The following is a 19,388-nucleotide window of genomic DNA, read 5'->3' as shown; positions in this document are numbered from 1 at the left end:
TGACCGCCGGCGCCTACCCCCAAGTCGGACACCGTCGAGAACGACGTTGTCATGATCGAGAGGGCCTCTGGATCATGGCAACGTCGTTCTCGACGGGGTGGGCTACGCGGGGCGGCGGTGGGTGACGGCCGTCAGGTAGTCGCGGTTGAGCTGGCCGATCACGTCGAGTGGGATCTCCTTGGGGCACGCCACCGCGCACTCGCCGGTGTTGGTGCAGCCGCCGAAGCCCTCCTCGTCGTGCGTCGCCACCATGCGCACGACCCGGTCGGAGCGCTCGGGTTGGCCCTGCGGCATCTCCCCGAGGTGGGTGATCTTGGCGCCGAGGAACAGCGACCCCGAGCCGTTCGGACAGGCCGCGACACAGGCGCCGCAACCGATGCACGCCGCGGCGGTGAACGCCCGGTCGGCCTGCGGCTTGGGCACCGGCACGGCGTGCGCGTCGGGAGCCGATCCCGTCGGCGCGGAGATGTAGCCGCCGGAGGCGATGATGCGGTCGAACGCGCTGCGGTCCACGACCAGGTCCTTGACGACGGGGAACGCCGCGGCCCGGAACGGCTCGATCGTGATCGTCTCGCCGTCGGCGAAGTGGCGCAGGTGCAGCTGGCAGGTGGTGGTGGCCTTCTGCGGGCCGTGCGGTTCGCCGTTGATCACCATGCTGCACGCACCGCAGATGCCCTCGCGGCAGTCGTGGTCGAACGCCACCGGCTCGTCGCCGTCGAGGATCAGCTTCTCGTTGAGCACGTCGAGCAGCTCGAGGAACGACATGTCCTCGCTGGCGTCGTCGACGCGATAGCCGACGATCTTGCCCTTGGTGTCCGGCCCCGCCTGGCGCCAGATCCGGAGATTGAGTCTCACTTTTGGCTCCCCTACTTGTAAGAGCGCTGAGTCGGGTGGACGTAGTCGAAGGTCAGCTCTTCCTTGTGCAGCACCGGTGCCCGGCCCTGGCCGGTGTACTCCCAGGCCGCCGCGTAGGAGAAGTTCTCGTCGTCGCGCTTCGCCTCGTGGTCCTCGGTCTGGCTCTCGGCGCGGAAGTGACCGCCGCAGGACTCGCGCCGGTGCAGCGCGTCGAGGCACATCAGCTCACCGAGCTCGAGGAAGTCGGCGACGCGTCCGGCCTTCTCCAGCGACTGGTTGAGCTGCGCACCGACGCCCGGCACCTTCACGGTGCTCCAGAACTCGCGACGCAGCTCGGGGATGCGCTCCAGGGCCTTGTGCAGGCCCTCCTCGGTGCGCTCCATGCCGCAGTTGTCCCACATCAGGTGGCCCAGCTCGCGGTGGAACGAGTCGACGGTGCGGTTGCCGTCGATGGACAGCAGCGTCTCGATCCGGCCCGCGACGTCGGCCTCGGCGGCCTTCACCTCTGGCGCGTCCAGCGACACCGGGTCGACGCCGCGGGCGAGGTAGTCGCCGATCGTGTTGGGCAGCACGAAGTAGCCGTCGGCCAGTCCCTGCATCAGCGCGGACGCGCCGAGGCGGTTGGCGCCATGGTCGGAGAAGTTGGCCTCCCCCACCACGAACAGGCCCGGGATCGTGCTCTGCAGGTCGTAGTCCACCCAGAGCCCGCCCATCGTGTAGTGCACGGCCGGGAAGATCCGCATCGGCACCGAGTAGGGGTCCTCGCCGGTGATGCGCTGGTACATCTGGAACAGGTTCCCGTACTTCGCGGCCACGGCGGGGCGGCCCAGCCGCTCGATCGACTCGGCGAAGTCCAGGTAGACGCCCAGTCCCGTCGGGCCGACCCCGCGCCCTGCGTCGCAGACGTTCTTCGCGGCGCGGCTGGCGATGTCGCGCGGCACGAGGTTGCCGAACGCCGGGTACTGGCGCTCCAGGAAGTAGTCGCGATCGGCCTCGGGGATCTCGCCCGGCGCGCGCTTGTCGCCCGCCTTGAGCGGCACCCAGACGCGGCCGTCGTTGCGCAGCGACTCGCTCATCAGCGTCAGCTTCGACTGGTGCTCACCGCTCACCGGGATGCACGTGGGGTGGATCTGCGTGAAGCACGGGTTGGCGAACAGGGCGCCCTTGCGGTGCGCGCGCCAGCTCGCGGTGACGTTGCAACCCTTGGCATTGGTGGAGAGGTAGAAGACGTTGCCGTACCCGCCGCTCGCGAGCACGACGGCATCGGCGAGGTGGGTGGTGGTCTCGCCCGTCACCAGGTCGCGGGCGACGATGCCGCGGGCCCGACCGTCGATGACGATCAGGTCCAGCATCTCGTGACGGGCGTACATGGTGACGCCGCCTGCGTCGATCTGCCGCTCGAGTGCCTGGTAGGCCCCCAGCAGGAGCTGTTGGCCGGTCTGGCCCTGCGCGTAGAAGGTGCGGGAGACCTGCACGCCCCCGAACGAGCGGTTGTCGAGCAGGCCGCCGTACTCGCGGGCGAACGGCACGCCCTGCGCCACGCACTGGTCGATGATCTGCAGGCTGATCTCGGCGAGGCGGTGCACGTTGGACTCGCGGGCGCGGAAGTCGCCGCCCTTGACGGTGTCGTAGAACAGCCGGTGGATGCTGTCGCCGTCGTTGCGGTAGTTCTTGGCGGCGTTGATACCGCCCTGCGCCGCGATGCTGTGGGCGCGGCGCGGGCTGTCCTGGTAGCAGAACGAGCTGACCTGGTACCCCAGCTCCGAGAGCGTCGCCGCGGCCGAGCCGCCGGCCAGCCCGGTGCCCACCACGATCACCTTGAGGTGGCGCTTGTTGGTCGGGTTCACCAGCTTCACGCTGAACTTGCGGGTGCCCCACCGGTTCTCGATCGGGCCGTCGGGTACGGCCCGGTCGACGACGGGCTCACCGATCGTGAAATCCGCGAAGGTCATGGCTCAGCCCACCAATCCGGTCAGCACGGCGAACGGGACGGACAGGAAGCCCGCGGTCAGCACGATCGCGAGGCCGAGCGCGACGCCCTTGAGCGTGCGCTGGGTGGCGACGCTGGAGCGTCCGATGCTCTGCAGCGCGCTCCACATGCCGTGGCGCACGTGGATGCCGACGGCCACCACGGCAAGGCTGTAGAAGAGCGTGACGTACCAGCGGTCGGGTGCGAAGTCGGCCGCGACGTTGTCGTAGACGGCACCGGACACGCCGTTCGGGTTCACCGTGCCGGTGGTCAGGTCGAGGATGTGCCACACCAGGAACAGCGCGATGATCACCCCGCCCCAGCGCATGGTGCGGGCGGCGTAGCTGCCCTGCACCTTGCGGTGGTGCACGTACTTGACCGGTCGCGCCTTGTGCGCCCGGCGCGTCAGCACGATCGCCGAGCCGATGTGACCGAGCAACGCCGCGGTCAGGACGACCCGCATGATCCACAGCAGCGTCTGCTCCGGCACGGCCGGCTCGCCGACGGTCCGCAGCCAGTGCGCGTACGTGTCGATGGCCTCGGCACCCAGGAAGATCTTGAGGTTGCCCACCATGTGGCCGATGAGGAACAGCAGCATGATCACGCCGCTGGCCGCCATCACGAACTTGAGCTGCACGGACGGGAGCCGCACCCGTCTGCGTGCCGGGGCACGCCCACCTGCGCGCTCTCCGAGAGTCACCATGGCCATCAGCGTGCGTACCGCACCGGTGTGGCGTCCAATGCATCGACGGGGCCCACTCGATGTACGTACGCTATTCCGGTGACACTTCAGCAGCTCGCGTACTTCGTGGCTGTGGCCGACGTGCGCAGCTTCACTCGCGCGGCGGAGTCGCTGGGAGTGGCGCAGCCCACGCTGTCGCGGCAGCTCAAGGCGTTGGAGGGCGAGCTGGGCGCGTCGCTTGTGGACCGTGGCGGGCGCGACGGGCCGGTGCTCACCCCCGCCGGGGAGGCCGTGCTGCCGTTCGCGCGGCGGATGCTCGCCGACATGAGCAGCGCCCGCGGGGCCGTCGCCGAGATCGTCGGGCTGCGCAGCGGGCGCGTGCGGATCGGCGCCACCCCGTCGCTGTGCATCGGGGTGCTCGCCGACGTGCTGCGGGTCTTCCACGAGCAGCACCCCGACATCCGCCTCGAGCTCGTGGAGAACGGCTCGCAGCCGCTGGTCCGCGACCTCGTGCGCGGCGAGATCGACGTGGCGCTGGTGATCGTGCCCGCCGCCGGGATCGACCCGGCCCTGCACAGCACACCGCTGCTGCGCGAGCGGTTGTCGGTGGCGTCGCCGTCGTCGAGCCGGGCACCGTCGACGCGGGGCTCGATGACGGTGCGCGAGCTCGCCCGCCGCCCGCTCGTGGTGCCGCGGCAGGGCTACGACCTGCGGGAGGTCACGCTGCGCGCCTACGCGGAAGCGGGTGTCACGCCGAAGTTCGCGGTGGAGGGCGGCGAGATGGACTCGGTGCTGCGACTGGTGGAGGCCGGCACCGGCGTCGCGGTGGTGCCCGATCTCGTGTTCGCCGGTCGCCCGCGCTTGCGCCGCACCGTCCTGACCCCGCCGATGTACCGCACCGTCGGGCTGGCGCGCCGCGCCGACCTCGCACCGTCACACGCCGTGCGGGCCTTCCGCGACACGCTGCTCGGCTTCCTCGCCGATCTCTCGGCTGCCGGCGGCTTTCCTGGCGACGTCCAGGTGCTGCGACGGCCCGATGCGACGTAGCGTCGGGGCATGGCGGCTGACATCCACTTCTACTTCGACCCCATCTGCCCGTTCGCCTGGATGACGAGCAAGTGGGTGCGCACCGTGCAGGAGCAGCGCGACTACACCGTCGACTGGCGGTTCATCTCGCTGCGCCTGCTCAACGCCCACATCGACTACGACGCCCACTTCCCGCCGGAGTACGAGGCCGGCCACACCGCGGGCCTGCGGCTGCTGCGGGTGGCCGCCCGCACCCGTGCCGAGCACGGTCGCGACGCGGTGGCCGCGCTCTACCGGGAGATGGGCACCGCGATCTTCGACCGCTCCCCCGTCGACGGGGCCCAGCGCGGCACCCCCGCGTTCGTCGAGCCGGTGCTGGCCGCGGCGGGCCTGCCCGGCGCGCTCGCGGCCGCGCTCGACGAGCCGCAGTGGGACGCCGAGATCCAGGCCGAGACCGACGAGGCACTCGCGCTCACCGGCAAGGACGTGGGTACGCCGATCCTGCACTTCGAACCACCCGCAGGCGTCGCGTTCTTCGGCCCGGTGATCAGCAGGCTGCCCGGCCCGGCGGAGGCCGTGCAGCTGTGGGACCACGTGATCGCACTGGCCCGCTTCCCCGGCTTCGCCGAGCTCAAGCGCAGCCTGCGCGAGCGCCCGCAGCTCAGCGGCCTGGGCGTCCGTGTCGACGAGGTCGGAAAGCAGGAGGACTGGCACGGCGGCAGCCGCCGCCAGAAGCAGGACCGCGGCTGATCCCCCGCCGAGCGGCCGGCCGAGCGCCCACTGGCTCATGATCGAACCGCAACCAGTGGGCGCTCGGCTGCGCTCAGCCGGGCAGGGTGCGGGGCAGCCCGAAGGCCGGCAGGAGGGCGTTGTCGCCGAACCGGGTGATCGCCGAGATGTGCTCACCCGCCAGCGTCAGGACGATGAGCCCGTTGGCCCGGGCGATCCCCGCCTGCCGGTCGCGCAGGTAGTAGCCGAACGCGGGCTGCCCGTTGGCCCGCACCGCGACCAGGCGCACGGCATCGGGCCCCCACCAGGTGCGGTCGTGGAAGAACCCCGCGATCGCCAGCGGCCCCTGGCAGGCGGTGGGCTCCGGCGGCATCGTGAGCCACGCGTCGTCGGTGAGCAGTGCGACGACCCGTTCGATGTCACCGCTCTCGAACGCGTCGGCGAACCGGCCCACCACCTCCCGCTCCCGCGCCGACCGCGGCGCCGGCGCCCGCTCCCGATCCCGGGCCGGTAGCGCGGCCTCGAGCGTCGAACGTGCCCGCTGCAGCGCGCTGTTGACGGAGGCCTCGGTGCTGTCGAGCATGCCGGCGGCCTCGGCGGCACGGAAGCCCAGCACGTCACGCAGGACGAGTGCGGCGCGCTGTCGCGGCGGCAGCTGCTGCAGTCCCGCCACGAACGCCAGCGACAGGGACTCCTTCGACTCGTAGCGGGCCTCCGGTCCGGGTGCCGGCTCCGGCAGCCCGCCGAGCAGGTCGTCGGGGTAGGGCTCGAGGAAGATCGGGTCGCTCGGCCGGGACCGGTCGCCCACTGCCGGGTTGGGCCGCCGCGCGCTGTCGCGCAGGGCGTTGAGGCTGCGGTTGGTCGCGATGCGGTAGAGCCATGCGCGCACGGAGGCCCGCCCTTCGAACCGGTCGAGGCCCCGCCAGGCCGCGAGCAACGTCTCCTGGAGGATGTCCTCCGCGTCCTGCACCGACCCGACGATCCGGTAGCAGTGCACCTGCAGCTCGTGCCGGTAGGGCTCGGTGAGCTCGCGGAACGCACGCTCGTCACCCGCCTGGGCGCGGGCGAGCAACTCCTGGTCGGCCATGGGTCTCCTCGGGTCGGGCTCTCGGAGATGGGGACACCACCGGCGGCGGAAACTCATCGGTCGGTTCCGGGCGGAGCCGGTGTCTCAATGACCATGACCGCATCAGACAACCGGATGCCCGTGACGCCGGCGCAGCGCTGGGTGCTCGCGCTGGCGTCGGTGGGCTCTTTCATCGTCGTGCTCGACCTGCTCGTCGTGTCCACCGCCCTCACGGCGATCCGCGCCGACCTCGGCGCGTCGATCGAGCAGCTCGAGTGGACGATCAACGCCTACACCGTGGCGTTCGCGGTGCTGCTGATGACGGCCGCGGGTCTGGGTGACCGGTTCGGGCGCAGGAAGTCCTACGCGGTCGGGCTGGGCCTGTTCGCACTGGCGTCGGCCGCCTGCGCGCTCGCGCCGGACGTCGGCTGGCTCATCGCCGCTCGCACCGTCCAGGGCATGGGCGCGGCGGCGATCATGCCGCTCGCGCTCGCCCTGCTGAACGTCGCGTTCGCCCCGCAGCAGCGCGGCTGGGCCGTGGGCGTCTTCGGTGGGGTCACGGGGCTCGGCGCGCTGCTGGGCCCGGTCGTGGGCGGGCTGGTCACGCAGGGCCTGCGCTGGGAGTGGATCTTCTGGCTGAACGTGCCGATCGTCGCGGCCGCGATCCCGCTGGTGCTGACCCGGACCGAGGAGAGCGTCGGCCCCCGGACCCCGCTCGACGTCCGCGGGGTGCTGCTCGTGACCGGCGCCGTGTTCGGGCTGGTCTGGGCACTGATGCGGGGCAACTCCGCAGGCTGGAGGAGCCCGGAGGCGCTGGCGTCCTGGGTCATCGGCGCGGCGCTGGGCGTGGCGTTCGTCGCCTGGGAGCGGCGGGCCCCGGCCCCGATGCTGCCGATGCGGCTGTTCCGGTCCCCCGCGTTCGCCGCCGGGAACGCGGGCATCTTCCTGGTCAATGCCGCCATCACCGGCGCGATCTTCCTGATGGCGCAGTTCCTGCAGACCGCACTCGGACAGGGCCCGCTCGACTCGGGGCTGCAGCTGCTGCCGTGGGGCGTCGCGCCGTTCCTGCTCACCCCGATCGCCGGAGCGATGATCAACCGCATCGGGGCCAGGACGCTCGCGGCCTGCGGGACGGCGCTGATGGCGATCGGGTTGGGCTGGGTGGCACTGATCGCCGCGCCGTCGCTCGGCTACGGCGCGCTGGTGGCACCGCTCGTGCTCATCGGGACCGGCATGGCGCTGGCCGTGCCGGCACTGACCCGGTCGGCCGTCAGCTCCGTGGAGCCGCCCGACATCGCCGCGGCGTCCGGCACGTTCAGCACCCTGCGCCAGCTCGGTGGGGCCTTCGGGGTGGCGGCCGTGGCGGCCGTGTTCGCGGCCACCGGCAACTACACCTCGCCACAGGCGTTCACCGCCGGGTTCGCCCCGGCGATGGGCGTGACCGCGGTGCTGGTGCTGGTGGGGATCGGCACCGCGCTGGGGCTCCCCCGCCGTTCTACCTCCGACCGCCGGCAGGTGGCGGTCGGGGCAGCGGAGTGAGCAGCTGAGTGACTACCGGCTGCTCGGACTGACCACTCCGGCCTCGTAGGCGGCGATCACCAGCTGGGCGCGGTCGCGGGCGTCCAGCTTGGTGAGCAGCCTGCCGACGTGGGTCTTGGCCGTGTTGAGCGAGATCGTCAGCTCCTCGGCGATCTCGGTGTTGGACAGCCCGCGCGCCACGAGCACGAGCACCTCCGCCTCCCGGGTCGTGATGCCGTGGAGTACGGGCGGCTGCGGCGGCGCCGGGCGCGCGGTGAACTCGCGGATCAGCCGCCGCGTGACGCTCGGCGCCAGCAGGGCCTCCCCGGCCGCCACCACCCGGATCCCCGCCATCAGGTCGGCGGGCGGGGCGTCCTTGAGCAGGAAGCCGCTGGCACCGGCGCGCAGCCCGGCGTAGACGTACTCGTCGAGGTCGTAGGTGGTCAGGATCAACACGCGCGTTGCGGCGAGCTCGGGGGAAGCCGTGATGCGCGCGGTGGCGTCGATGCCGTTCATCCCCGGCATCTGGACGTCCATCAGCACGACGTCGGGCCGCAGTTGCGTCGCGAGCCGCACGGCCTCCCGGCCGTCGGCCGCCTCGCCCACCACCACCAGGTCGGACGTGGTCTGCAGCAGCACGCGGAAGCTGCCGCGCACGAGCGCCTGGTCGTCGGCGACGACCACCCGCACGCTCACCCGTCACCCCGCTGCAGCGGGAGCACGGCCCGGACCCGGAAGCCCTGGCGCGGCGGCTCGACCGGGCCGGCGACCAGCGTGCCGCCGTAGACCGCCACGCGCTCCCGCATGCCGAGCAGCCCGTGCCCGCCGGGTGCGTCGGCGCGGCCGCTGCCGCGCCCGTCATCGGTGACCGAGACGGTGAGCGCGCTGCGGCCGTGCTCCACCTCGACGGTGACCGTGGTGGCCCCGGCGTGCCTGACGACGTTCGTCAGCGCCTCCTGCACGATGCGGTAGGCCGAGAGCCCCAACCCCGTCGGCACCCGCTGCGCAACGCCACGCACGTCGAGCGTCACCGCGAGACCGGCCCTCCCGCTGCGCTCCACCAGCACGGCCAGATCGGCCAGCCCGGGTGCCGTGTCCATGGCGACGGCATCCGGTCCGGGGGCGACGGCATCCGGTCCGGGGGCGCCGCGCAGCACCGGCAGCATCCGTCGCAGCTCGTCGAGGCTGGCGCGGCTGGTCTCCTCGATCGAGGTCAGCGCCCGGCGGGCCTCCTCCGGCCGGCTGTCGAGGACGTAGCCCGCGACGCCGGCCTGCAGCGCGACCAGGCTCATCCCGTTGGCGACCACGTCGTGCAGCTCGCGCGCGATGCGCAGGCGTTCCTGGGCGGCCACCCGGTCGGCCGCCTCGGCCAGTCGGGCCCGCGTGTACTCCCGCTGTGAGCGCGCGGTGATCCCGAGGCACCACGCGGCGACGGTGAGCGCCGCGAACGGCACCGCCACGCCACCGGCCGCGCCGGTGCCCGGCAGGCCGGGCACCGGGAAGGCCAGCACCGCGTCGACCAGCACCGCGACCACGAGCGCGCCGATCGCGACGGGTCGCCGCTGCAGCGACGCGACGGTGTAGACCACGACCGCCACCGTTGGCAACGGCCCGTCGGTGACGCCCGTCAGCACCCCGGCCGCGTCGGCCGCCAGCACGGCACCGAACGCCGGCAGTGGCCACCGCCGGCGCACCGCGATCGGCACCGTCGCGGCGCCGACCAGGGCATACCCGGCCAGTACCGGCGGTCCGGGCTGCGCCGTGGCGCCGACGAACACCAGTGACCCGAGCGCGACGACGACGTCGATCGCGATCCAGTGGCGGGTGTGCAGCCGGATGTGCCATGGCTGAGGCAGGGCACCGGACACCGGACGACCGTAGCGATTCCGGCGCGCGCCGGCGTCATGCTCCGGGATGACACCCTGCGGGATGACGCGTCGGCCGCAGGTGCGTGCGCCGGCGTGATGATCCGGAGGCGCCCGCACTCGACGCTGGGATCATGCTGACCTCGATCCGCGCCGCCACCGTGGCGGGCCTCGCCGTGCTCGCCGTCTCCGGTTCCCTGCCCGTGCCCGACGCTCCCCCGCAGGCCCCACCGTTGATCGCCTGGTCGGACTGCGGGGACGGTGCCCAGTGCGCCACCCTCACCGTGCCGGTGGACTGGCGGCGCCCGGCCGGACCGACCACGACGGTGAATCTCGGCCGGGTCACGGCCACGGATCCGGCCCACCGGGTGGGCACCGTCGTGGTCAATTGGGGCAGCGGCGTCAGCACCTCGACCCTGCATCCGCGCATGCCGGTCGTCGACGACCTCGCCGCGTCCTTCGACGTGGTGGTGATGGACATGCGTGGCCTCGGCCGCGCCGACAACAACACCCTGGTGCCGTGCACCGGACCGCAACCGCCGGTCGACGGCCTGGTCAAGGCCGTCGACGAGGCCGGCTGGCAGGCGCACGCGGCGGCCAACGCCGCCTACGACGCGGGTTGCCGCCAGGCCGCCGGGGCGCTCTTCGACGGCCTCACGTCGTGGCAGGCCGCCCACGATCTCGACGCGCTGCGCGCGGCGCTGGGCGAGCGGAAGCTCCGCTACATCGGCAACTCCTACGGCACGACGTTCGGGCAGGCCTACGCGGAGCTGTTCCCGGACCGGGTCGAGCGGATGTACCTCGACGGCGTGGCCGATCACACCCAGCCCTGGCTGGAGGACTGGCTGCGCAACTACGCCGTGACCCAGGAGCAGCAGCTGATCCGGTTCCGCGACTGGTGCCGGGAACGGGCCGGCTGCTGGCTGCACGACACCGACGCCGCGCAGGTCTGGGATCAGCTGGTGGCCCGTGCCGGCGCGCACCCCTTGCCCGCGCCGAGCGCCGGAGCGGGTCGGACCGTGAGTGTGCAGGAGCTGTTCGCCGGAGCCTGGTTCGGGATGTCGCCGCCCCTGTGGCCGCGGCTGGCCGAGGCCATGGCGAAGGCGCGCGACGGCGATGCGGGGATGTTCCTTGCCATGTCACCCGGCCAGCAGCCCGAGGAGCAGGGCAACATGCTCGGGACGACGCTGTGCCACGACTTCATGCCGCAGACACCGACCTACCAGCAGTTCCAGGGCATCGAGGCGCGCCTCAAGGCCGTGGCACCCCGCTTCGGCTGGATCGAGGGCCGGATCGAGCTCGGCAGGTGCGTCGGGATCCCCGGCCGGCCCGCCTACCCGCCGCACCCGCTCACCGCACCCGGCCTCCCACCCGTGCTCGTGGGGATCGGCGAGCTGGACAACAACACGGCGAACCCCGGAGCGGCCCGCGTGGCACGGCAGCTGCCCGGGGCGCGGGCGCTGTGGCACGGCGACGGTCACGCCGCCTTCGTGCTGCACGGCAACACCTGCCTCAACGGCCACGTGCTGGCCTACCTGGTCGACGGGACGCTGCCGGCCGCCGGCACCCGCTGCCCCGGCGAGATGATCAAGGCGATTCCCGACCGGATGCCGGCCGGGTGATCGCGGTGCGGGGAGGGGACCGGTCAGTCGTCGCCGGGCTCCGCCTCGCCGAACTCGTCGAGCTCGACGCCGTGGTTGGCCAGCGCCTGCTTGACCACACGATAGGACGTGCTGCCGCTGTAGCCCTTGCGGGCGAGCATGCCGACCAGCCTGCGGAGGGCGCTGGCCTTCTGCTCGGGCGTGGAGACGTTCATCGAGCGGATCTTGCGTGCCACCAGTTCCTCGGCGCGCTTCTCCTCGGAATCGGCGTCGACCTCGGCGAGCGCCTCCCCCGCCACCTCGTCGTCGACGCCCTTGCGGCGCAGCTCCATGGCGATGGCGCGGCGCGCCAGCCCCTTGTAGTTGTGGCGGGAGCGCACCCACTGGCCCGCGAACGCGGCGTCGTCGATGAGGCCGACCTCGTCGAACCGCTCCAGGACGGTAGCTGCCGCCTCGTCCGGGATGCCCTTGCGGCGCAGCGCCTGCCCCAGCTCCTGACGGGTGCGCGCCCGGTCGCTGAGCAGCCGCAGGCAGATCTCCTTGGCCGCCGCCACCGGATCGACCCCGGGTGCGAGCGCCACCGGCTCGCCCCAGCCCCGGCGGCGCTTGCCAGTGCCCGTACCTGTGTCCTTCGCAGGGACGGCCTCCTCGGGGACGGCCTCCTCGGGATCGCCCAGCACCTCGTCGGGACCCGGCCCGAACCCGGGCCCCGGCGCGCTCTCGGCTGTGCGTCGGGACCGTCGCTTGCGCGGTGGGAGGGGTGCGGTGATGGTGCCGGGAGCCGGAGGTGGGCGCTCGGCCGACGAGCGGTGCGGCGGATCGCCGCGACCGCGCCGGGTGGGACCCGGTGCGGTGAGCTCGCTGAGCCGCATCACCCGCGGCAGCTCCGGGCGCGAGGTGCCGAGACCGACCAGCCCGGCCACCGGTGCGGCCGGCTCAGCCGCCGCCGTACCGATGTGGCCCAGCTCCGCGACCGGTGCGGCCTCGTCGTCGACGATCGCGTCGAAGCGGGCGACGGGTGCCTGCTCCGCCGCGTCGGATCCGATGCTCTCGTAGCGGGCGACCGGGGCCGGCCCCGATTCCGGTTCGGACTCCGGACCGCCCCCGTCGCCCCGGGCAACCACGCTCAGAAGTCGACCGGAGCGGGCAGCGGCTCGGCCTGCGCGTCGAGGACGGCGCCGATACCGAGCTTCTCCTTGATCCGCTTCTCGATCTCGTCGGCGACATCGGGGTTCTCGCGCAGGAACTTGCGGGCGTTCTCCTTGCCCTGGCCCAGCTGATCGCCCTCGTAGGTGTACCAGGCACCGGACTTGCGGACGATGCCCTGCTCGACACCCACATCGACCAGCGAGCCCTCCCGGCTGATGCCGTGGCCGTAGAGGATGTCGAACTCGGCCTGCTTGAACGGCGGCGCGACCTTGTTCTTGACGACCTTGACGCGGGTGCGGTTGCCGACCATGTCGGTGCCGTCCTTGAGCGTCTCGATGCGCCGGATGTCGAGCCGGACCGACGCGTAGAACTTGAGTGCCTTGCCACCCGTGGTGGTCTCCGGCGAGCCGAACATCACGCCGATCTTCTCGCGCAGCTGGTTGATGAAGATCATGGTGGTGCCGGAGTTGCTGAGGGCACCGGTGATCTTGCGCAGCGCCTGGCTCATGAGCCGGGCCTGCAGGCCGACGTGGCTGTCGCCCATCTCGCCCTCGATCTCGGCGCGGGGCACGAGCGCCGCCACCGAGTCGATGACGATGATGTCGAGCGCGCCGGAGCGGATCAGCATGTCGGCGATCTCGAGCGCCTGCTCACCCGTGTCGGGCTGCGACACCAGCAGGTTGTCGGTGTCGACACCGAGCGCCTTGGCGTACTCGGGGTCGAGCGCGTGCTCCGCGTCGATGAACGCCGCGATGCCGCCCGCTGCCTGCGCGTTGGCGACCGCGTGCAGCGCCACCGTGGTCTTACCGCTGGACTCCGGTCCGTAGATCTCCACGACACGGCCGCGGGGCAGGCCGCCCACCCCGAGCGCGACATCGAGCGCGATCGAGCCGGTGGGGATGATCCCGATCGGGGGGCGGGTGTCATCGCCGAGGCGCATCACCGAGCCCTTGCCGTGGTTCTTCTCGATCTGGGCGAGGGCGAGTTCCAGCGCCTTCTCGCGGTCGGGTGTGGTAGCCATCGCCGTCTCCACCTCAAGTGCTCGGGTTGATTCACGTGCTGGCGTCGACGGTAGGGGTCACCACCGACGGTTTGCGGGCGGCTCTCGAAACTGTGGATGGCCGACCCGCGTTGTGGACAGCAGCGTAGCGAACACCTGTTCGAGCCTCGAATCGACACGCCCATCGGCTAGGCTCCCGCGCCGAACGGGTGCCAACACATCTTTGCAAAGATTCTCTTGCAAAGAAACCTTTGCGTCTCTACCGTCGGCACATGGCCGACCACCCACCCACCGGCGCCAAGCGCCTCGACGCCGAGAGCCTCAAGGCGCTCGCCCACCCGTTGCGCGTCCGGATACTCGCGACGCTGCGCGCGCTCGGCCCCGCCACCGCCAGCGCGCTGGGCCGCCGGCTCGGTGAGAGCAGCGGCGCCACCAGCTACCACCTGCGCCAGCTCGAGCGGCACGGCTTCGTCGAGGAGGAGTCCGGGCGCGGCTCCACCCGCGAGCGCTGGTGGCGGGCGGCGCACCGCACCACCGAGTGGGTCGACGCACCGTGGGAGGACGACTCCGCCGCTGCGGCGGCCACCGCGTTCCTGCGCCGCTTCCAGGCCGACTACGAGCAGCGGGCCGTGCACCAGTGGGACGCCGAGTGGGCGTCGTGGACCCCCCGCTGGCAGGACGCCGCGGCCTCGTCCGACGTCCTGCTGCGGCTGCGCGTCGACCAGCTCGAGCAGCTCAACGCGGAGATGGAGGGCGTGCTGCAGCGCTGGATCGGGCAGGAGGACCCCGAAGGCGAGCACGTGGCCGTCTTCTTCCGCGCGTTCCCCCAGCACGAGCCGACCCTGTGATGAGCCCGGCGACGGCCTACGGCACCGCCGCCGCGACCCGCCGCGCGTACTACGCGCTGAGCGCCCTGCGCTGGCTCCCGACCGGCATGCTCATCCCGATACTCGTGCTCTTCGCCGGCTCCCGCGGGCTGACGCTGGCCGAGATCGGACTGGCCATGGCGCTGCAGGCGGCCGTGGTGATCGTGCTGGAGCTGCCGGCGGGCGGGCTCGCCGACGCCGTCGGCAGGCGTCCGGTGCTGGCCGGCGCGGCCGCGGTGAGCACAGTGAGCGTGGCCGTCCTGCTGTTTGCCAACGGGCTGGCCGGCTTCGTGGTGGCGATGATGCTGCAGGGCGTGTTCCGGGCGCTGGACTCCGGCCCGCTGGAGGCCTGGTACGTCGACGCGGCACTCGCGAGCGACCCGGGCCGCGACCTCGCGCGGGATCTGGCGCGGGCCAACACCGTGGTCTACGTGGCCGTGGCGGCGGGGGCGCTGCTCACCGGCGCGGCCGGGCTGCTGCCGGTGGCCGACCCGCTGACGCCCGCGGTCGCCGTGTCGCTCGGTTTCGAGGCGGTGAACGTCGTCGCGGTGCTCGTGCTGATGCGCGAGGGACGCCCGCGCGTCGATCTCGGCGCTGCCGTCTCGGCAGTGTGTGACACCCCACGGGTGGTGCGCGACGCGGTGCGGCTGGGCTGGACGCGGCGGCCGTTGCGCCTGCTCGTGGCCGTCGAGCTGTTCTGGGGCGTCGGGTTGATGGTCGTCGAGCTGCTGTGGCAGCCCCGCACGGCGCAGCTGCTGGGATCGACGACGGACACGGCCGTCTTCGGCGGTCTGTCGGCGGCGGGCTGGGTGGCGGGCGCGCTGGGATCGGCGCTGCTGCCCGCTGTGCTGCGGTGGACGGGGTGCAGCACCACCGCAGCCGCCGCCGCGATGCGCGTCCTGCAGGGGATCGCCGTGCTCGGCATCGGGATCGGCGGCGGCGTGCCGGGCGTCGCCGTGGCCTACCTCGCCTTCTACCTGGTGCACGGTGCGGCGAACCCGGCCCACGCGGTGCTGGTGCACCGCCAGGTCCGCGACGGCGACCGCGCCACCGTCCTCTCGATCAACTCGCTGGTGTTCCGCGTCGGCGGGCTGGTCGCGTCCGCGACGGCCGGGTTGCTCGCCGAGTCCAGCGGGATGGTGGTGGCGTTCGCGGTGGGGGCCGCGGTGACCGCGGCGGCCGCCCCGCTCTACCTGATGAGCGCGCGGGCCGATCGGCTCGAGCCGGCTGCTCAGCGGCGGGCCGGCGGGACATCGTAGGCGTCGCAGACGGCGATCCACACGTCCTTGGCGTCGAAACCGGCGGCCAGCGCCTGCTCCACCGTGCGCCCTCCGAGCTGGGACAGGACGTGGTCACGCGCGATGGAGGCGGCCCGGACGCCGCCGAACTCCGTCTCCATCAGCTCGCGGAAGTAGGTCATGCGCACCCCATCCAGGGTAGTGAGTGGCACGCTGCAGGTGTGCCCGACCTCCTTCGCGCCGTGTGGGACGCCCTCGGCGGCGACCCGGCAGCGCTGTCCCGGCTCACCGTCACCGGGTCCTCCCCGACGCTGCGCTCCGCGTTCCCCGTCACCGACGTCGGGACGGCCGTCATCGGGGCGAGCCTGCTGGCCGCGACCGACGCTCCCGTCGCCATCGACACCGGCGCGGCCGCCGTGGCGCTGCGCAGCGAGCGCTACCTGCGCCGGGACGGCCGGTCCCCCGGCAGTGCCTTCGCGCCGCTCTCGGCGTTCCACCGCACGGCCGACGGCTGGATCCGGCTGCACGCCAACTACGACTGGCACCGCGCCGCGGCGCTGAGTGCGCTGGGCTGCAGCCGGGAACAGGACGCGCCTGCCGCCATCGCCGAGCGCGGCGCCGTCGAACTGGAGACGGCGGTGCACGCGGCCGGTGGGGTGGCCGCTGCCGTGCGCACCGAGCAGCAGTGGCGGGCGACGGCGGGCGACCCACCACCGCTCGTCGAGCACCGGGTGGTCGGCGAGGCGCCCGCGCGAGACGTCCGGCGGCCCCGGGTGCTCGACCTGACGCGCGTGATCGCCGGCCCGGTCGCCACCCGCACCCTGGCCGCGCACGGCGCCGACGTGCTGCGCCTCGACGCACCGCAGCGCCCGGAGCTGGCCGCGCAGGGCTGGGACACGCTGCCGGGCAAGCGCAGCGCGCTGCTCGACGTCGCTGCCGACCCCGCCGCCCTGGACGCGCTGCTGGCCGGGGCCGACGTGGTCGTCACGGGCTACCGGCCCGGAGCGCTCGACCGGTTCGGCCTCGCCCCCGAGATGCTTGCCGAACGGCATCCCGGGCTGGTGGTGGTCACGCTTTCGGCATGGGGGCACCGCGGGAGCTGGGGTGCCCGGCGCGGGTTCGACAGCCTGGTGCAGGCCGCCTGCGGCATCGCGCTCACCGAGGGCTCGGCCGCCGCGCCGGGCGCGCTGCCCGCGCAGGTGCTCGACCACGCCACCGGCTACCTCGCGGCCGCGGCCGCGCTGCTGGGGCTGGCCCGCCAGCGCCGCGACGGCGGCACGCACCACTACCGGCTCGCCCTGATCGCGACGGCCGGGTGGATGCAGTCACTCCCCCGCGTCGCACCGGTCGACGTCGACGAGGTCGATCCGGCGCCCTACCTACAGGACCTCGACGCGCCCGACGGCCGCCTCACACTCGTCCGACCGCCGGGCACGATCGACGGCAGGGCGTTGAGCTGGCCGGCACCGGCTCCGGCGTTCGGCGCGGCGGTGGCGGAGTGGGGCGGCAGCGGGTAGGGACCTGGTTGAGATGCTGCGGTCGAGCCCGCCACCGCCCCGCTCGTGGTGAGCCACCAGCTGGCGCAACGTGGTTGCAGGAAGATCAACGCCCACTGGGTCATGGTCAACACCGAACCAGTAGGCGTTGATCACCCCAACCGCACCTCACAGCCCCGCGCCGGGCCCTGCAGCGCGGCTCGCGCACGCCGGTGGCTGTCGTGCCCTCCTGCTGATCTGCCCGCCCGGCGAGGGCGCCGTAATGCCGGGCACCCTCCCCAACCGCACCCGCCGGCGCCGACGCTCATGGCGGCCGCAGGCCATGACGGACGTCCTGCAATGCGGATGGGTAGCGCCGCCACGCGTAGCGTCATGGGCGTGATGTCCGTTCTCGTCGCCCAGGACCCCACCGGCTTCTCGTCGCTGACGGGGCAGCTGGTCGTGCTGGCCGCGCTGCTGACGTCGCTGGTGTTGCTGTTGCGCTGGTGGTGGCACAACCGCAAGCACTGAGCGGCCGGAAATCTGCTTGTGCGCCTGCCGGCCGCCGTTAGCGTCGGGAGGGTGCACCTCGCCCAGCTGAACATCGGCCTGCCCATCGCCCCCGTCACCGAGCCCGAGCTCGCCGGCTTCGTCGCCGGGCTGGAATCCGTCAACGCCGAGGCCGACGCCGCACCGGGTTTCGTCTGGCGGCTGCAGACCGAGGACGGTGACGCCACCGCCGTCCGCGCGTTCGGCGACGATCGGCTGCTGGTCAACATGAGCGTCTGGACGTCGATCGAGGCGCTCGGCGACTACGTCTACAACGGCTTGCACCGCGCGATCATGGTGCGGCGGCGCGAGTGGTTCGTGCCGATGCGGGAGGCCTTCCAGGTGCTGTGGTGGGTGCCGGAGGGCCACTTCCCTACGGTTGCCGAGGCCGAGGACCGGCTCGCGCACCTGCGCGAACACGGACCCACCCCGTACGCGTTCACGTTCCGCAGGCCGTTCGACGGCGACGTCGCGGCTGCGGCCACCGGCGACTGGATGTGCGGGGTCTGACGTCAGACGGCCGTGGAGACCGGCCGTCTCACCGCGAAGGTGCCCGCCGTGAGCAGGTAGGGCACCACGATCGCCGCCGCGACGACGCCGAGCACCGCGTAGGACGCGCCCGACACCACCACCCCGGCGGCGATGCTGCCGAGCGCGCCGCTGACGTTCATGGCCACGTCCGACAGGCCCTGTGCCCCGGCCCGCACGCGCAGCGGCACCGACTCCGACAGCAGCGCGGAACCGGCGACGAGCCCGGCCGACCAGCCGAGCCCGAGCAGGATCAGCCCGACGCTCAGCAGCGCCGTGTCCGTCGGGCCTGCCAGCGAGCACACCACACCCGCGCTCAGCAGCAACGCGCCGCTCAGCGCGAGCACGCGGGTGCGGCCGACGCGGTCGGCGAGCCACCCGAACACCGGGCTGAGCGCGTACATGCCCGCGACGTGCAGGCTGATCACGAGCCCGACGACGGCGAGCGTGGCACCGCCGTGGTCCATGTGCACCGGCGTCATCGACATCAGGCCCACCATCAGCAGGTGGCTGATCGCCACTCCGCCCAGACCCAGCAGCGCTGCCGGGGACGCGCGCAGCGCCGCACGCACGTCGGCGCCGCGCACGGGCTCGCCCGGGTCGACGTCGGCCTCCGCCCTGGCCAGCACCAGTGGGTCGGGACGCAGCCCGACCCACGCCAGCACCGTCGCGATCGCGAAGGCGGTTGCGCACAACAGGAACGGGCCGGTGGTGGGCGGCAGTCCGAGCCGGCCCGCGAGGTTCTGCACGGGCTGCGCCAGGTTCGGCCCGGCCACCGCGCCCACCGTGGAGGCCCAGACGACGAGCGCCAGCGCCCGCGCCCGTCGCTCCGGCCGGGCGAGGTCGGTGGCGGCGTAGCGGCCCGCGAGACCCGCCGCCGTGGCCGACCCGACGAACACCAGCGTGACGATCAACCACGACGCGCTCTCGGACGCGACCGCCACTGTGGCCCCGACTGCCCCGAACATCCCGGCGCCGTAGCCGAAGACCAGCGCGGGTCGCCGCCCCGCCCGCGACGCGATCCTGGCGATGACGAACGCTGCGACCGCCGCCCCGAGCACGAGCCCGGTCTGGGAGATCCCGCCGATCGTCTCCGAGCCCGACAGCCGCGACGCGAGCAGCGTGCTCACCGCGATGGCGGTGGAGACCCCGATCCCGCCGAGCATCTGCGCCCCGGCGAGCACGGCGACCACCCGGCGTTGGACGGCGACGAGGTCGGGTGGTGCGGTGGGGCTCTTCACCTCCTGATCCTGCACGCCCGGCCCGCCGGAC

At 72.9% G+C, this 19,388-nt stretch carries 19 protein-coding genes; 9 read left to right on the top strand and 10 right to left on the bottom strand.

The window, feature by feature from the left end; translation table 11 throughout:
- Positions 1–102 precede the first annotated feature (102 nt).
- Genes ACFPFQ_RS19105 through ACFPFQ_RS19095 form a run of 3 tightly spaced genes read right to left on the bottom strand, consistent with a single transcriptional unit; the run spans position 103 to position 3,527 of the window.
- The gene (locus ACFPFQ_RS19105) at positions 103–855 is read right to left on the bottom strand and encodes a succinate dehydrogenase/fumarate reductase iron-sulfur subunit (RefSeq protein ID WP_379620602.1); all 753 of its coding nucleotides are present in this window, start codon (positions 853–855) and stop codon (positions 103–105) included.
- A gap of 11 nt (positions 856–866) precedes the next feature.
- The gene (locus tag ACFPFQ_RS19100; protein ID WP_379620600.1) at positions 867–2,807 is read right to left on the bottom strand and encodes a fumarate reductase/succinate dehydrogenase flavoprotein subunit; all 1,941 of its coding nucleotides are present in this window, start codon (positions 2,805–2,807) and stop codon (positions 867–869) included.
- Between the two features lie 3 nt (positions 2,808–2,810).
- Complete coding sequence (locus ACFPFQ_RS19095; protein WP_379620598.1) at positions 2,811–3,527, bottom strand: succinate dehydrogenase cytochrome b subunit; 717 nt, start codon at positions 3,525–3,527, stop codon at positions 2,811–2,813.
- A gap of 78 nt (positions 3,528–3,605) precedes the next feature.
- On the opposite strand from ACFPFQ_RS19095, the gene ACFPFQ_RS19090 reads away from it, so the two are divergent.
- Together ACFPFQ_RS19090 and ACFPFQ_RS19085 are read left to right on the top strand one after the other, a co-directional pair.
- Entirely contained in the window at positions 3,606–4,553 is a 948-nt protein-coding gene (locus tag ACFPFQ_RS19090; RefSeq protein ID WP_379620596.1) for a LysR family transcriptional regulator, read from the top strand.
- Positions 4,554–4,562: 9 nt separating this feature from the next.
- On the top strand, positions 4,563–5,282 hold the full coding sequence (locus ACFPFQ_RS19085) for a DsbA family protein (RefSeq protein ID WP_379620594.1): 720 nt from the start codon (positions 4,563–4,565) through the stop codon (positions 5,280–5,282).
- Positions 5,283–5,355: 73 nt separating this feature from the next.
- Here the strand turns inward: ACFPFQ_RS19085 and ACFPFQ_RS19080 are convergent, their stop codons facing one another.
- A complete protein-coding gene (locus ACFPFQ_RS19080; protein ID WP_379620592.1) occupies positions 5,356–6,348 on the bottom strand; it encodes a sigma-70 family RNA polymerase sigma factor in 993 nt (330 codons plus the stop codon).
- A gap of 93 nt (positions 6,349–6,441) precedes the next feature.
- On the opposite strand from ACFPFQ_RS19080, the gene ACFPFQ_RS19075 reads away from it, so the two are divergent.
- Positions 6,442–7,866, top strand: coding sequence for a DHA2 family efflux MFS transporter permease subunit (locus ACFPFQ_RS19075; RefSeq protein ID WP_379620590.1), 1,425 nt, complete (start codon positions 6,442–6,444; stop codon positions 7,864–7,866).
- Between the two features lie 12 nt (positions 7,867–7,878).
- Here the strand turns inward: ACFPFQ_RS19075 and ACFPFQ_RS19070 are convergent, their stop codons facing one another.
- Together ACFPFQ_RS19070 and ACFPFQ_RS19065 are read right to left on the bottom strand one after the other, a co-directional pair.
- Complete coding sequence (locus ACFPFQ_RS19070; protein ID WP_379620588.1) at positions 7,879–8,541, bottom strand: response regulator; 663 nt, start codon at positions 8,539–8,541, stop codon at positions 7,879–7,881.
- Complete coding sequence (locus ACFPFQ_RS19065; protein ID WP_379620586.1) at positions 8,538–9,713, bottom strand: sensor histidine kinase; 1,176 nt, start codon at positions 9,711–9,713, stop codon at positions 8,538–8,540. The genes ACFPFQ_RS19070 and ACFPFQ_RS19065 overlap by 4 nt, the downstream gene beginning before the upstream one ends.
- Before the next feature lie 131 nt (positions 9,714–9,844).
- Between ACFPFQ_RS19065 and ACFPFQ_RS19060 the strand changes: the two genes are divergently transcribed.
- Positions 9,845–11,332 carry an alpha/beta fold hydrolase gene (locus tag ACFPFQ_RS19060; protein WP_379620584.1) on the top strand — a complete coding sequence of 496 codons (1,488 nt, stop codon included), beginning with the start codon at positions 9,845–9,847 and terminating at the stop codon, positions 11,330–11,332.
- Between the two features lie 23 nt (positions 11,333–11,355).
- On the opposite strand, the gene ACFPFQ_RS19055 is transcribed toward ACFPFQ_RS19060, so the two are convergent.
- Both ACFPFQ_RS19055 and recA read right to left on the bottom strand, forming a co-directional pair.
- Complete coding sequence (locus ACFPFQ_RS19055; protein WP_379620582.1) at positions 11,356–12,435, bottom strand: regulatory protein RecX; 1,080 nt, start codon at positions 12,433–12,435, stop codon at positions 11,356–11,358.
- Between the two features lie 2 nt (positions 12,436–12,437).
- Positions 12,438–13,481 carry a recombinase RecA gene (gene recA / locus ACFPFQ_RS19050; RefSeq protein WP_379620580.1) on the bottom strand — a complete coding sequence of 348 codons (1,044 nt, stop codon included), beginning with the start codon at positions 13,479–13,481 and terminating at the stop codon, positions 12,438–12,440.
- A 251-nt stretch (positions 13,482–13,732) separates the two neighbouring features.
- On the opposite strand from recA, the gene ACFPFQ_RS19045 reads away from it, so the two are divergent.
- Both ACFPFQ_RS19045 and ACFPFQ_RS19040 read left to right on the top strand, forming a co-directional pair.
- Positions 13,733–14,308 carry an ArsR/SmtB family transcription factor gene (locus tag ACFPFQ_RS19045; RefSeq protein ID WP_379620578.1) on the top strand — a complete coding sequence of 192 codons (576 nt, stop codon included), beginning with the start codon at positions 13,733–13,735 and terminating at the stop codon, positions 14,306–14,308.
- On the top strand, positions 14,308–15,585 hold the full coding sequence (locus tag ACFPFQ_RS19040; RefSeq protein WP_379620576.1) for an MFS transporter: 1,278 nt from the start codon (positions 14,308–14,310) through the stop codon (positions 15,583–15,585). Before ACFPFQ_RS19045 ends, ACFPFQ_RS19040 begins: the two co-directional genes overlap by 1 nt.
- Here the strand turns inward: ACFPFQ_RS19040 and ACFPFQ_RS19035 are convergent.
- Positions 15,558–15,752, bottom strand: coding sequence for a DUF3046 domain-containing protein (locus tag ACFPFQ_RS19035; RefSeq protein WP_379620574.1), 195 nt, complete (start codon positions 15,750–15,752; stop codon positions 15,558–15,560). The two genes, ACFPFQ_RS19040 and ACFPFQ_RS19035, sit on opposite strands and share 28 nt — an antisense overlap.
- A gap of 33 nt (positions 15,753–15,785) precedes the next feature.
- Here ACFPFQ_RS19035 and ACFPFQ_RS19030 point away from each other — a divergent pair, with 33 nt between their 5' ends.
- The 3 genes from ACFPFQ_RS19030 to ACFPFQ_RS19020 all read left to right on the top strand — a co-directional run bounded on the left by ACFPFQ_RS19030 (position 15,786) and on the right by ACFPFQ_RS19020 (position 18,098).
- On the top strand, positions 15,786–17,081 hold the full coding sequence (locus ACFPFQ_RS19030) for a CoA transferase (RefSeq protein WP_379620572.1): 1,296 nt from the start codon (positions 15,786–15,788) through the stop codon (positions 17,079–17,081).
- Positions 17,082–17,438: 357 nt separating this feature from the next.
- Positions 17,439–17,570, top strand: coding sequence for a hypothetical protein (locus ACFPFQ_RS19025; RefSeq protein WP_379620570.1), 132 nt, complete (start codon positions 17,439–17,441; stop codon positions 17,568–17,570).
- Between the two features lie 51 nt (positions 17,571–17,621).
- Positions 17,622–18,098: a DUF3291 domain-containing protein gene (locus tag ACFPFQ_RS19020; protein WP_379620568.1), complete on the top strand. Its 477-nt coding sequence runs from the start codon at positions 17,622–17,624 to the stop codon at positions 18,096–18,098.
- 2 nt (positions 18,099–18,100) lie between these two features.
- Here the strand turns inward: ACFPFQ_RS19020 and ACFPFQ_RS19015 are convergent, their stop codons facing one another.
- Positions 18,101–19,357, bottom strand: coding sequence for an MFS transporter (locus ACFPFQ_RS19015; protein WP_379620566.1), 1,257 nt, complete (start codon positions 19,355–19,357; stop codon positions 18,101–18,103).
- Positions 19,358–19,388: the final 31 nt, after the last annotated feature.

This window comes from Pseudonocardia sp. GCM10023141 (assembly GCF_042653605.1).
Note: the sequence above shows the minus strand (reverse complement) of the source record. Positions and strands in the feature narration are given on the sequence as shown.